The sequence below is a fragment of the Vulcanococcus limneticus LL genome (assembly GCF_002252705.1).
Classification (GTDB): domain Bacteria; phylum Cyanobacteriota; class Cyanobacteriia; order PCC-6307; family Cyanobiaceae; genus Vulcanococcus; species Vulcanococcus limneticus.
Genome location: NZ_NQLA01000016.1, coordinates 1 through 13,335, shown reverse-complemented (window position 1 = coordinate 13,335; position 13,335 = coordinate 1). Strand labels below are relative to the sequence as shown.

Annotated in this window: 11 protein-coding genes and 1 pseudogene; 10 read left to right on the top strand and 2 right to left on the bottom strand. The window is 67.4% G+C overall.

The window, feature by feature from the left end; genetic code table 11:
* Positions 1–159: 159 nt before the first annotated feature.
* Genes pds through CJZ98_RS08455 form a run of 6 tightly spaced genes read left to right on the top strand, consistent with a single transcriptional unit; the run spans position 160 to position 8,441 of the window.
* Positions 160–1,572, top strand: a complete 1,413-nt coding sequence (gene pds / locus CJZ98_RS08480) for a 15-cis-phytoene desaturase (RefSeq protein ID WP_094590347.1) — start codon at positions 160–162, stop codon at positions 1,570–1,572.
* Positions 1,569–4,340: a response regulator gene (locus CJZ98_RS08475; protein ID WP_157910928.1), complete on the top strand. Its 2,772-nt coding sequence runs from the start codon at positions 1,569–1,571 to the stop codon at positions 4,338–4,340. Before pds ends, CJZ98_RS08475 begins: the two co-directional genes overlap by 4 nt.
* A 17-nt stretch (positions 4,341–4,357) precedes the next feature.
* A complete protein-coding gene (locus tag CJZ98_RS08470; RefSeq protein WP_094590343.1) occupies positions 4,358–4,744 on the top strand; it encodes a response regulator in 387 nt (128 codons plus the stop codon).
* 3 nt (positions 4,745–4,747) lie between these two features.
* Positions 4,748–5,854 carry a response regulator gene (locus tag CJZ98_RS08465; protein WP_094590341.1) on the top strand — a complete coding sequence of 369 codons (1,107 nt, stop codon included), beginning with the start codon at positions 4,748–4,750 and terminating at the stop codon, positions 5,852–5,854.
* 59 nt (positions 5,855–5,913) lie between these two features.
* Positions 5,914–6,867, top strand: a complete 954-nt coding sequence (locus CJZ98_RS08460; protein ID WP_094590339.1) for a phytoene synthase — start codon at positions 5,914–5,916, stop codon at positions 6,865–6,867.
* Positions 6,864–8,441, top strand: coding sequence for a TolC family protein (locus tag CJZ98_RS08455; protein WP_094590337.1), 1,578 nt, complete (start codon positions 6,864–6,866; stop codon positions 8,439–8,441). The genes CJZ98_RS08460 and CJZ98_RS08455 overlap by 4 nt, the downstream gene beginning before the upstream one ends.
* Here the strand turns inward: CJZ98_RS08455 and CJZ98_RS08450 are convergent.
* A complete protein-coding gene (locus CJZ98_RS08450; protein ID WP_157910927.1) occupies positions 8,434–9,849 on the bottom strand; it encodes a hypothetical protein in 1,416 nt (471 codons plus the stop codon). The genes CJZ98_RS08455 and CJZ98_RS08450 overlap by 8 nt on opposite strands.
* A 68-nt stretch (positions 9,850–9,917) precedes the next feature.
* Here CJZ98_RS08450 and CJZ98_RS08445 point away from each other — a divergent pair, with 68 nt between their 5' ends.
* From CJZ98_RS08445 to CJZ98_RS08435, 4 genes are read left to right on the top strand one after another with little or no spacing between them, the layout of a single operon-like run.
* Complete coding sequence (locus CJZ98_RS08445; protein ID WP_094590333.1) at positions 9,918–10,682, top strand: MinD/ParA family ATP-binding protein; 765 nt, start codon at positions 9,918–9,920, stop codon at positions 10,680–10,682.
* Positions 10,683–10,716: 34 nt separating this feature from the next.
* Positions 10,717–10,947 (top strand): hypothetical protein, encoded by a 231-nt coding sequence (locus CJZ98_RS18255; RefSeq protein WP_198537614.1) that lies wholly within the window; start codon positions 10,717–10,719, stop codon positions 10,945–10,947.
* Positions 10,948–11,005: 58 nt separating this feature from the next.
* Positions 11,006–12,058 (top strand): aromatic ring-hydroxylating dioxygenase subunit alpha, encoded by a 1,053-nt coding sequence (locus CJZ98_RS08440; RefSeq protein WP_157910925.1) that lies wholly within the window; start codon positions 11,006–11,008, stop codon positions 12,056–12,058.
* 36 nt (positions 12,059–12,094) lie between these two features.
* The gene (locus CJZ98_RS08435) at positions 12,095–12,541 is read left to right on the top strand and encodes a VOC family protein (protein WP_094590329.1); all 447 of its coding nucleotides are present in this window, start codon (positions 12,095–12,097) and stop codon (positions 12,539–12,541) included.
* 647 nt (positions 12,542–13,188) lie between these two features.
* Here the strand turns inward: CJZ98_RS08435 and CJZ98_RS08430 are convergent.
* Positions 13,189–13,335 (bottom strand): annotated as a pseudogene (locus tag CJZ98_RS08430) (IS5/IS1182 family transposase); the annotation flags it as partial.

Here is a 13,335-nt window from a genome sequence, read left to right as displayed (position 1 = left end):
ACTTTAGGAACAGTGCGACCCGCTCCGGTCCGGCGCAGCCGTTCTCCCCGCGGCCTCTCCGCCCCATCCCGGCCCAGGGGCGGCGAACCCCCCGCCCGGCCCAGCCTCTCGGCGGCGGGAGCGGGGCTCTTAAGGTTGCCTCTGGTTTTCGGGTGTGCCATGCGCGTCGCCATTGCAGGAGCCGGGCTGGCCGGTCTGGCCTGCGCCAAGTACCTCTGCGACGCCGGTCACACCCCGATCGTGGTGGAGGCCCGGGACGTGCTGGGCGGCAAGGTGGCCGCCTGGCAGGACGAGGAGGGCGACTGGTACGAGACCGGTCTGCATATCTTCTTCGGCGCCTACCGCAACATGCGCCAGCTGTTCAAGGAGCTGGACATCGAAGACCGTCTGCAGTGGAAATCCCACTCGATGATCTTCAACCAGAAGGAGGCCCCTGGCACCTACAGCCGCTTCGACTTCCCCGACATCCCCGCCCCCTTCAACGGCGTAGCGGCGATCCTGGGCAACAACGACATGCTCACCTGGCCGGAGAAGATCGCCTTCGGCCTGGGTCTGGTGCCGGCGATGCTGCGGGGTCAGTCCTATGTGGAGGAGTGTGACCAGTATTCCTGGAGCGAGTGGCTCAAGCTGCACAACATCCCCGATCGGGTCAATGATGAGGTGTTCATCGCCATGGCCAAGGCGCTGAACTTCATTGATCCCGATGAGATCTCCAGCACGGTGGTGCTCACGGCCCTCAACCGCTTCCTCCAGGAGAGCGACGGTTCGAAGATGGCCTTCCTCGATGGCAACCCGCCCCAGCGCCTCTGCCAGCCGATCGTCGACTACGTGACGGCCCGCGGCGGCGAGGTGCACCTGGATTCACCCCTGCGGGAGATCGAACTGAACGCCGATGGCACGGTGAGCGGCTTCCGCATCGGCGGCATCAAGGGCAAGGAGGGCTACACCCTCACGGCCGATGCCTACGTGAGCGCCATGCCGGTGGATCCCTTCAAGCTGCTGATTCCTGCGGCCTGGAAGCCGATCCCCTACTTCCAGAAGCTCGATGGGCTCAACGGCGTGCCCGTGATCAACATCCACCTCTGGTTTGATCGCAAGCTCACCGAGATCGATCACCTGCTGTTCAGCCGCAGTCCGCTGCTCAGCGTGTACGCCGACATGAGCAACACCTGCCGGGAGTATGAAGACCCCAACCGCTCGATGCTGGAGCTGGTGTTCGCCCCCGCCAAGGACTGGATCGGCCGCAGCGACGACGAGATCGTGGCCGCCACCCTGGAGGAGCTGAAGCGTCTGTTCCCGATGCACTTCACCGGCGACGACCAGGCCCAGCTGCGCAAGGCGATCGTCGTCAAGACGCCCCTCTCGGTCTACAAGACCGTGCCCGGTTGCCAACAGCTGCGGCCCGACCAGGCCAGCCCGATCGCCAACTTCTTCCTGGCCGGTTGCTACACGATGCAGCGTTATCTGGCCTCGATGGAGGGGGCGGTCCTGAGCGGCAAGCAGTGCGCCGAGGCCGTGGCCGGATCCGCCGTGGCGGCGCACCAGGCGGAACGCACGCCGGTCGGGGTGTGAGCGAACCCGGCGCCCTGGGCGTTGATGCCCGCGCCATCGAGCGCCGCGTTCTTCGCGGCACCCTGATCTGGTTCGGGGTCGTTGCTGGACTGTTGGTTGGCACCGCCGTGTTCAGCATGCTGCAGCTGCGCAGCACCGTGCAGGCCTTCGCGGCCCAGAGGGTCAAGGCGGTGGGCGACAACCTGGCCAGCCAGCTGCTGGTCACCGACACCATCTACCGCCAGCTCACCCGGGCGGCGCTTCGGGTTCTCCAGGCCGATACTCTCAGCCTGGGAGAGCCCTCCCTGGGGCCAGCTCGCCGGCGGATCGGCGCCGAGCTGGTTCCCGAGTTGCGATTTGGTGAGACCACGCTGGATGGGACCTCCGGGATCGTGGATGCCGTGGTGGCGCGGATGGGCGGAACCGCCACCCTGTTCGTGCGGCGGGGGGACCGCTTCATCCGCGTGGCGACCACCGTGCGCCAGATTGATGGCCAGCGCGCCATCGGCACCGAGCTCAACCCCCTCGGTGAGGCGATCGTGGCCCTGCGCTCGGGCCGCAGTTTCACTGGCGTGGCCGAGATCTTCGGCGAGCCCTACTTCACCAGCTATGAGCCGATCCGCGACAGCTCCGGCGCGGTGATTGGCGCCTGGTATACCGGATACCGGATCGACACCCTGGCGGTGATTGGCCGCTCCGTGAACGACTCCCGCATCCTCGACCGTGGCTTTGTGGCCCTGCTTGATGCCCGTGGGATGCGTCGTTTCCACTCCGCCCATGTGCCCCTGGGACAGGTTGACGCCCTGTTGAAGTCCGTCCAGCCCTCAGGTGCCGTGCCGGCATCCCCGGCTTCCGGTCCTGAGGTCCCCAAGGGCTACGCGCTGACGCGCCAGACCTTCGCGCCCTGGCGATTCCAGATCCTCTCTGCCACCTATCTGCCGGACATCGATCGGCTCACCGTGCAGCTCACCGGTGGCCTGCTCGGCCTGCTGTTCGTGATGATTGGGGCCGTGCTGGCCCTCTCCTGGTGGTTCAGCCAGCGGCTCTCCAAGGCCCTGATCGACGACGAGGTGGCGCGGCTACGGGCCGAGTCCGAGCGGGCGTCGGCCCAGATCGCGCGCCAGGAGGCGGAGGAGGCCAATCAGGCCAAGAGCGCCTTTCTGGCCAACATGAGCCACGAGCTGCGCACACCGATGAACGCGATCATCGGCTACAGCGAGATGTTGATCGAGGAAGCGGAGGATCTTGAGCCCGAGGAGTTCGTGCCGGATCTGCGCAAGATCTATGCCGCCGGCAAGCATCTGCTCGGTCTGATCAACGACGTGCTCGATCTCTCCAAGATCGAGGCGGGCAAGATGACCCTCTACCTCGAGGACTTCGACCTTGCCGCCACCCTGGTGGAGGTGGTCAGCACCGTCCAGCCGCTGCTGGCTCAGAACGGCAATCGGCTGGATGTGGAGTGCCCCGCTGACATCGGCAGTGTGCACGCCGATCTCACCAAGGTGCGCCAGTGTCTGCTCAACTTGCTCAGCAACGCCAGCAAGTTCACTGACCACGGCCGGATCACGATCACCGTGAGCGCCGTGGGCTCCGGTCCCGACGAGCGCCTGCGCATCGCGGTGGCCGATACGGGCATCGGCATGAGCGAGGAGCAGATGGGGCGGCTGTTCCAGAGCTTCAGCCAGGCCGACAGCAGCACCACCCGCCGCTACGGCGGCACCGGGCTCGGCCTGGCAATCAGCCGCCAGTTCAGCCGCCAGATGGGCGGGGACATCACCGTGGCCAGTGAGCCCGGCCGAGGCAGCACCTTCACCCTGGAGCTGCCGCGTCGGGTGACGCCCGAGGCCGAGGCCGAGGCCGATCCAGTCGCCACGCCCGCTGCCGCCCCCGCCGCTGCCGCCGCCATGGCCGCCGCCGGCGCGACCACGGCGGGGACGATCGCGGTGGGATCGGCCCCGGAGCTTTTCGCTGGGGCCGACCCCACCGCTTCGGCGACAGCGGAGCCGGGGGGATCGGCCCTGGACCCGCCGCTGCCCATCCCCGCCGTCCCGCCCCGGGGCACCGTGCTTGCCATCGACGATGACGCCGATGCCCGCGAGCTGATCCGTCGCTTTCTGGTGCGCGAGGGCTTCCAGGTGGAGCTGGCCGGCGATGGGGCGGAGGGCCTGGCCCTGGCCCGCCGCCTGCGTCCCGATCTGATCACCCTCGACGTGATGATGCCGGGGATGGACGGCTGGGCGGTGCTGGCCAGCCTCAAGGCGGATCCGGAACTGGCCCTGATCCCTGTGGTGATGATGACGATGCTCGACAACCGCGAGCTGGGGGTGGCCATGGGGGCCACCGACTGCCTCACCAAGCCGGTGGACTGGCCCAAGCTGGAGCAGCTGCTCGGCCGGCTCACAGGCGATTCCCAGCTGGGCCAGGTGCTGGTGGTGGAGGACGACGACGCCAACGCCGAGCTGCTGCGGCGCCTGCTGGGGAAAGCGGGCTGGAGCGTGGAGCGGGCCTGCAACGGGCGCGAGGCCCTGGATCGGATCGCCATCAGTCGGCCGGCCCTGATCCTGCTCGATCTGATGATGCCGGAAATGGATGGCCTGGAGTTCGTCGATCAGCTGCGCCGCAACCCCATCGCCGCCGCCATTCCCGTGATCGTGCTCACGGCCAAGAGCCTCAGCCCGGATGATCAAGCCCGGCTCAACGGTCGGGTGAGCGATGTGATCAGCAAGGGACGCGTCACCGGCACCTCTCTGCTCGCTCAGATTGATGCCATTGTGAGGCGAAAATCCTGACTGCTCCCGCCGCTGCGATGGTTCGCATCCTGCTCGTCGAGGACAACGAGATGAATCGGGACATGCTGTCCCGGCGGCTGACGCGCAAGGGCTTCGAGGTGGTGATGGCAGTGGATGGAGCCGAGTCGCTGGAGGCAGCCCAGGCCCAGGCCCCGGCCCTGATCCTGATGGACATGAGCCTGCCGGTGATCGATGGCTGGGAGGCCACACGGCGCCTCAAGGCCGATGCGACCACCGCCGCCATCCCGGTGATCGGCCTGACGGCCCATGCCATGGCGGAGGACCGGGATCGCTGCCTGGCCGCCGGCTGCGACGACTACGACACCAAGCCCGTGGATCTGGCCCGGTTGCTGGAGAAGATCCAGGCCCAGCTGCAGCGCTGCGGCATCGCGGTGGACAGCTGAGCGATGCATCCTGTCCCCCCCCCTTCGGGTGCCGCCCCCGCTGCGAGCCCGCCGCCAGGATCAGAGGCCCCTGGCGCCCCGGATCCCGCCCAGGAACTCGCCTCCCTGCGCCATGACCTGCTGACGCCCCTCAACCAGATCATCGGCTACAGCGAACTGCTCGAGGAGGAGGCTGCTGAGGAGCACCCGGCCGCAGTGGCCGATCTGCGCCACATCCAGCAGGCGGCCGCCACGCTGGTGGGCCTGATCCGCACCCGGCTGCAGCTGGTTCCGCTGCCGGCTCCCGGAGCCGCCCCACCCGCTCGCCAGCTCCCCGCGGCCGGGGCCCCATCGCAGCCGCCCGGCGAGCTGCCCGATGCCCCAGCCGCGCCCGATCCCCAGCCCCAGGCATCCGAGCCGGCCCCCCGCCACGGCCGCATCCTGGCGGTGGACGACGACCCGCTCAACCGCGACATGCTGGCCAGCCGCCTGGTCCGCCAGGGCCACAGCGTCACCACGGCCGTCGACGGCGTGGAGGTACTGGAGAAGGTGCGCCAGCAGCGCTTCGATCTGGTGTTGCTGGACGTGATGATGCCGCGCCTGGATGGCTATGGCACCCTGCTGCGGCTCAAGGCCGACGAGGAGCTGCGCCATCTGCCGGTGATCATGATCAGCGCCCTCGACGACCTCTCCAGCGTGGTGCGCTGCATTGAGGCCGGCGCCGAGGACTACCTGCCCAAGCCCTTCAACGCCACCCTGCTGCGGGCCCGCATCGGCGCCTGCCTGGAGAAGAAGGCCCTGCGGGACCAGGAACTGGAGCTCTACCAGACTCTGGTGCTGAGCCAGCAACGCCTCGATCGAGAGCTCAGCCAGGCCGACCGCTTCGTGGCGTCCATGGCGGCCGATGTGCGCGAGGACCCCCGGGTGGCGCCCCTGCTGGCGGCCTTCCAGCGCATGGCCGGGGCCGTGTCGCGGCGGGAGACGGAGTTGCGGGCCACGATCAAGGAGCTGGAGATCAAGATCAACACCGCCGTGGTGCAGGGCCAGGTGGGTTCGATCCTGGGCGATCCTTCCTTTTCCTCCCTGGCCGAGCGGGCCCGGGCCATGCGCCAGCGCCGTGCCGCCTCGTGACCCAGCGTTCTGCCACCATGGCCTCTGCCCCGGTTGATCCAGGTGCCGACCCTGCCCCAATGACGGCACAGTCCGCCGCCGCCGCGTCCCGCCAGCGGGAGCCCGGATCCGCCGCGCTGCCAAGCCTGGAGGAGGCCTATGAGGCCTGCCGGCAGGAGACGGCCGAGTGGGCCAAGACCTTCTATCTCGGCACGCTGCTGATGCCCCCGGCCAAGCGCCGGGCCATCTGGGCCATCTACGTCTGGTGTCGCCGCACCGATGAGCTGATGGACAGCGCCGAAGCCCAGGCGCGTCCGGTGGAAGAGCTGGCGGCGCGGCTCGATGCCTGGGAGCTGCGCACCCGCCAGCTGTTTGAGGGCCAGGTGCGCGATGGCCTTGATCGGGCGATGGTGGACACACTCGAGCGCTACCCCCAGAGCCTGCAGCCCTACCTCGACATGATCGAGGGCCAGCGCATGGACCTACTCCAGACCCGTTACGCCACCTTCGCCGAGCTGGAGCTTTACTGCTATCGCGTTGCCGGTACCGTAGGCCTGATGACCCAGGAGGTGATGGGCCTCGATCCCGCCTACACCTCAGCGCCCTGGAGCGAGCGCCCCGACACCTCCGAGGCCGCGGTGGCCCTTGGCATCGCCAACCAGCTCACTAACATCCTGCGGGATGTGGGCGAGGACCGGGGCCGCGGCCGCATCTACCTGCCCCAGGAAGACCTGGAACGCTTCGGCTATTCGGAGGCCGAGCTACTGGCCGGCACCCTCAACGACAACTGGCGGGCGCTGATGGCCTTCCAGCTCGAACGGGCCCGCCAGTGGTTTGCCCGCTCCGAGGCCGGTGTGCGCTGGCTGGCGCCCGATGCCCGCTGGCCGGTGTGGGCGTCACTGCGGCTCTACCGCGGCATCCTCGATGTGATCGAGCGGCACGACTACGACGTGTTCAACAAGCGCGCCTACGTGCCCCAGGCCGGCAAGCTGCTGGACCTGCCCTTCTCCTACGTGATCGCCCAGGCCCGATGACCCGGTCGCCCCATCCCCACCACTGGGTGGCTGCGTGGGTCGCCCTGGGCCTGCTGGTCTGCGGGCTGCCCGGGCGCGCGGCCGAGGATCGCGAGCCCCTGCCCTCGACCAAGGCGGTCGACGGTCTCGGTGTGGGCTGGCCCGCAGGTCAGCCCTTGCCGCTGGGCGAGCTCGCACCGATTCCCCTGCAGCAGCTCGCCAACCTCGAGCTCACCACGGCGGTGGACCTCTCGGACCGTCGCAATCCGGTTGTGCGCCAGGCCTACGAACAGCTGGTGGCCACCCAGAACAGCCTGGGGGCGGCCTATGCCAGTTGGTGGCCCACGATCAACGCCAGCCTGGCCGGTGGGCTGTATGGCGAGAGGGCCTACTACAACTACCCCGGGGCCCTGATGGGTGTGGGAGCCCCCGCCACCGGTCCCTACGGCAAGCTCACCAGTTTCAACAGCAGCTACTTTCAAAGTCTCAATCAATTCAACATTAATTGGGATCTGTTCGACCCGGCCCGCTCGCCAACCATCTGGCAGAACAAGTATCAGGTGCGTCAGGCGGTTGACACCTTCGTGATTGCCAGGCGAGATAACAGGTTGCGCACGGAGGAGGCCTACATCAAGCTGCAGCAGGCTGCGGCCAAGATCATCACCGGCCAGCAGCTTGTGGCCAATGACCAGATTCTCTTTGGCCTGGCCCGATCGCGGGTGAAGCTCGGGGTGTCCTCGAAGCTCGAGCTGGCCAAGCAGGAATCGGTGCTCAAGACCGACCAGGTGAATCTGGTCAATGCCCAGCAGACCGCCCAGGTGGCCCAGGCTGAGCTGGCTGAACTGCTCAACGTCCCCAATGCCGTCGCCATTCGGCCCGCCAACGACCTCGCCCCCCTGGGTTCCTGGACCCAGCCCCTCGAGGCCACCATCACCGCGGCGATGGGCTATCGCAAGGTGATCGAGCAGAAGCTCACTGCCGTCAAGATCAATGAAGCCCAGGCACAGATCGAGCTGGCGGTCTACCGACCCACGATCTCCCTGGTGAATTCGCTCTACTGGACCAAAGGTGTGGGCTACACCTCCCTGGGGCCCCCTTATGTGATTGATGCCCGCTCCGATCTCTGGAATGGCTCCACGGCCCTCCAGATCACCTTCACCGGCTTCGATGGCGGCCAGGCACGCATGAATGCGGCTGCCGCCCTGCGCAGGGCCAAGGCTGCCGAGGCGGATGTCCAGTCGGCCGTCAACCAGGTGCGCCGTGAGGTGCAGACCTACCACGCCCAGGCCCAGCTGGGACGGGACGCCGTGCTGCTCGCCTCGGCCCGGGTCAAGGCCTCCAGCAACGCGCTGCAGCTGCAGACCCTGCGTTTCAACGCCGGCTACGGGAACATCACCGATGTGGTGCAGGCCCAGCAGGATCTCACCCAGGCGGTGAGCGCCTATCTGGAACAGCTGACCGACTACAACCTCGCCCTGGTGCGTCTGGCCCGGGCCAGTGGCCTCAGCTACGCGCCCGACCCCCAGCTGATCGAGCAGGTGGGCAATCCCCTGGCCCGGCTGAGCCTGCCGCCCCGGTTGTCGAAAATCAACTGATGCCCGGCTGGTTCTCCCTGGCCAGCTGCCGGCGGCGCCGCTCCCGCATCTCCCGGGCCCTCTGCGTGAGGGCGTCAAAGCTGGGGTTACCCGTAATTGAGCACACCTGGCCCTGAAGCGTCTGCACGTTGATGTCGATCTCCAGGGTGCGGATGCGCTCCCGCAGTGAATCCTCCCGGTCGGCCACGGCGCCCGCCATGCGGTTGAACGCCTGGACCAGCCGGCCCAGGGCATCGTCAGCGCCGTAGTGCAGCTGCGTGCGAGAGCGGCCGGCGGCGATGCCGTCGGCCGCTGCTGCCAACAGCTGCAGTTCCTGCCTGATGCCTGCGGCGATCCGCCAGGCGGCGGTTGCACAGCCGGCAACCAGCAACAGCGTTGCCGCCAGCAGCAGCAGCAGCATCTGTGCCGTGGCCTGACGCAGGGGCGCCAGCGTGCGACTGAGCTGGGATTCCTCCACCTGGATCACCGCCAGGCGGTTCCAGCCTGGGAAGCTCGCCAGCACCAGCTGCTCCTGCCGGGCTGGTGAGCCCGGCCGACGGGGGAGCCGCAGGGCACGCTCGCTCAGGGTGTCGTGGTGGCTGTCGGTGATCCGGGGAATGCCTCCGCTGCTGAGCATGGCGCGTCGCAGGGTGTCGCAGCTGGCGCGGGAGGGCTGGGCGAAGCTGCAGAAGATCCTTCCCTGTGGCGTGAACTCGAAGAAGGCCAGCTGATGGGTGCTGTTCGGGAACAGCTGGGCGCTCCTGGCCAGAATCCGGTTCGCCGCATCCGTGCTGACCCCCACCGCCAGGATCAGTTGCTGCGATCGGCCGCTGTCCGGTTTCAGGAGCGGCGTCAGCCGGGCCATCCGCCAGACCCCATGCCGCAGCAGCAGGCTGTTGCGGGCTTCCAGGCCACCGTTGGTCGGCTCCAGCCTGGCCTCCAGCTCCTGCACGGTGGCCGCGGGTGGTTGCCACCCGGCCGCCAACGGCTGGCCGGCGCTGTCCATCCCAGCCAGCCGTTGCCAGCGGCCCTGGTTCGTGCGCCTGTAGATCGATGCCGTTTCGCTGGGAATCGTGAGCGGCAGGCCCAGGACCGGATTGAGGCGTTCTGGTGCGGAATCGGGTGCCAGGGGCTGACCGTCCCAGAGCAGGTTGCCATGGCTGGCCAGTGTCAGCCGCTGGCGCAACTGTGTGGCCAGGTGCTCGGAATCCCGTTGCAACTGCGTGGCGACAATCCGTGCATCCCGTTGAATGATGCTCGTGGTGAGCATCAGGTTGGTGCGGTTGTCCTGCTCGAAGAGTGCAGTGAGCTCCAGCTTGGCCTTCTGGGAGAGATCGACCACCATGCTGCTGGAGATGGCCAGGAAGATGGCCAGCCCCACGATTGGTCCGCTCACCCCAAGGGCCACCAGACGAGCGGATAGGTTCACGGAGATCTGGGGCAACGTGCTAACGGTAGCCTTACCATTGATCGGCCCGCATCCGATCCGCCGAAGGCATGGCCCACATCCTCGCTATCCATTCCTTCCGGGGCGGCACGGGTAAATCCAATCTCACAGCCAATCTGGCGGCCGCCTTTGCGCTGAAGGGTAAGCGTGTTGCGGTGATCGACACTGATCTGGCGTCCCCCGGCATTCACGTGCTGTTCGGCTTCACGCCGGCAGCCGGTCAGTTCACCCTCAATGACCATTTGCAGGCCGATGCGTCGATTGAGCAGTGCGCCCATGACGTGACACCTCGGTCAGTGCAACAGGCCCACGGGCAGATCTGGCTGGTACCTGCCGCGATGGATGGCGATCGCATCGCCAGGTTGCTGCGCGAGGGCTATGAGGTGGAGAAGCTCAACGATGCGCTCTTTACCCTCAGTGAGAAGCTGAAGCTCGATCTCGTGCTGATTGATACCCATCCAGGGATCAACGAAGAAACACTCCTCTCGACGGCCATTGCTGATTGTCTGTTGATGGTGATGCGTCCAGACAGCCAGGACTACCTGGGCACTGCAGTGGCCATTGAGGTGGCTCAGCGTCTGGATGTGCCGGCCATCCGCATGGTGGTGAACAAGTTGCCGGAACTCTTTGATCCTCAGCAGGTGCGCGAGCGGGTGGCCAGCAGCTACGGCGTTCCGATCGGGGCCCTGCTGCCCCTCAGTGACGATCTGCTCACCCTGGCCAGCGGCGGCCTTGCCGTGCTGATGCATCCCGATCATCCCTGGAGCGAGCAGGTGCGCGGCCTGGCCAGCCACCTGCTGGAAACGGTGCTCTGAGGTGGTGCCCACGGTCGATCTCGACAGCCTGCCCATGGGTCCCCTGTCGATGGCGGGCCTGCTGGCCCTGGAGCCTGCGGAGCTGCGGCGGCTGCTCAAGAGCGGCCTGCGACGCGGCCTCAGTTCCGATGATCTGCAGGCCTTGCTGGAGCAGGACTGGCAGGGCGGGTTGGACACCCCGCCGGTGCAGGCCCTGCTGGCGGCGCTTCAGCAGCGTGGCTGGTTTCGCCGCGATGGCGATCGCTGGAAGACCCATCTGGGCTAGGCGTCCCCGTGCTACAGCTTCGTTGGCGAATGCGCGCTGCCTCCGGGGCTCACCTGCCATGCAACTGCTCGATTCCTGGTACGCCGTGGCCCTGGCATCGGCGTTGAAGCCCGAGCAACCCCTGGCGGTGCGGCTCCATGGCGAGCGCTTTGCCCTCTGGCGCGACAGTGCCGGTGCCGTGGCCGCTGTGCTGGATCGCTGTCCCCACAAGGGCGCCTCCCTCAGTGCCGGCCGGGTGCAGGACGGCCGTCTGGCCTGTGGTTACCACGGCTGGTGCTTCGGCGCCGACGGACACTGCGCCAGCATCCCTGCCCAGCACACCGGCGAACCGATGCCCCGCCGGGCACACACCCGCGGCGTGCCCTGCCGGGAGGCCTACGGCTTCCTCTGGTTGTGGTGGGCCCGCGATCCCGAGGCGCCCGCGGTCAGTTCCGAGGCGCTGCCGCCTCTACCGGCGGTGGGCCCGATTCCCGAGGGCGGTGATCCCCGTTGGCGCAACCTTGAGGGCCAGGTGGAGTGGCAGGCCAACTGGCTGCGGGTGTTGGAGGCCTTCATGGATCTCACCCATGCCCCCTTTGTGCACTCCGGCACCTTTGGGGCGACTGCTCCCGATCAGCTGATGCCTGAGGAGCAGTGGGTGAAGGACGACAGCCTCTATGAGCGGGTGTTGGCGCCCCGCGACCGGCATTACCGCGCTGAGCAGGGCCGGGGCCTGCGGGGCCTGTTCATAACCGACGAGAACACTGAGGCTGAGGGCGGCGATGGCGGTGTGCAGCACATCCAGCTCTGGCTGGCCAATGTGTCCCTGGTGCGGGTGGTGTTCGGCGATTTTCAGATTTCGCTGTGCACGGCGCATGTGCCCCTGGACGAGGGCCGCACCCTCAACCTCTGGCGCCATTTCCGCTCCTTCCTGCGCATTCCCCTGGCGGATGCCAATGCCCGCGGTCGGGTTGATCGATTCATGGCGGAAGACCAGCGCATGGTGGAGACGCTCACCCCGCGGCTGCCGGATCTCGACGGCCGCGGCGACCTGTTGCTGGCCAGCGATGCCATGACCCTGTGCCTGCGCAGCCTGCTGCGCCAGAAGCGCAGCGCCGGTTTGCTGGTGTGACGGCCGGCCCTTCTCTGTTCCCTTCCCCGCGATCTGATGAGCTCCGCTCCCGATGGCTGCGCCAGCCCCGTGAATGCCCTGCCGATCGAGGCCCTGGATCATGTGGCCCTCACGGTGCGCGATCCCCTGGCCTCAATGGCCTGGTACCAGCAGGTGCTGGGCTTCCTGCCGGCGGCGATGCAGGGGCTGCCCAGCGGTCCACCGTTCATCCTGCGGGTCTGCCCGGGCGCCTATCTGAACCTGTTTCCTGCCGATTCCGCCAGTCCAGCCCCGGTGCCTGACCACAACACCATCGCGATGCGTCATGTGGCGTTCCGGGTCACCTACAACCGCATGGCAGAGGTGGAGCAGGAGTTGCAGCGGCGAGGCCAGGAGGTGATGGCCTTTGATTACGGCCCCCGCTGTCGCTCGCTGTTCGTGAGGGACCCCGACGGCCATCAGGTGGAACTGATCGGCTACGGCGATGAGGTGTTCACCGCCTGATCCTCAATCCTGATCGCGGCCTGGATCGCCAGGCCGGCTGCTGGGCGTACCGGGGCAACTGGTCCCCGCTGGCCGCGGGAGCGGCGGCTGAGGCTGCGGAGGTCGCGCCCATCCATCAGGGGGCAGGGGAGCACCGGGGGTGATGCACGACGGCTTGAGGCCCCCAGGATCCTCCGCTGATGGGCGGTACGCGTCGTGCCCGGGCTCACGATCCATGGGGTGAGGTGGACCCCGTTATCGCCAGGGATGGTGGCAATGTGCCAGGCCCGGTTCGAAGACCCGAGATCGAGGTGCTGAATCGAGGCGGGACCTTCGACTGGCAGCCAGTAAACAGCAGCCCGTAAACAGCAGCCAGTGAACAGCCAACAGGACGTACTGGCTGCGGTGACGCCTGGCTGGCCCTACTTGCTGCTTCCGATGTGCAAGGGACGGCCCTCTTGGTGCGTACGTCACCCTGCCTGATCCTCTGGCTGGCTAGGAGGCTGCTGAAATTGCCCCCGAACCGAGCGCTACTGCACTGCCACCGATCCCACCGGCGATGGTCGTCGCCATTGAGGCAGTCCGATCGGCCGATCGGGTGATTCCTGTTGGCATCTGTCCCTCTCGCTGAGCATGAAATCCACCCCGATCGCCCCTTGCCGCCTGTTTCATTCCACCGCCTCCCGTGGAGCGAGCAGGTTGGCCAGGCGGATCAGGCTGTAGGCCACCACATGCAACCGGAACACCGCTCCGACCCGGGTGCGGCCTCTGGCCTTGAGCTGCCGCAACCCGGCGGCCTGTTTGATCCAGCCGTA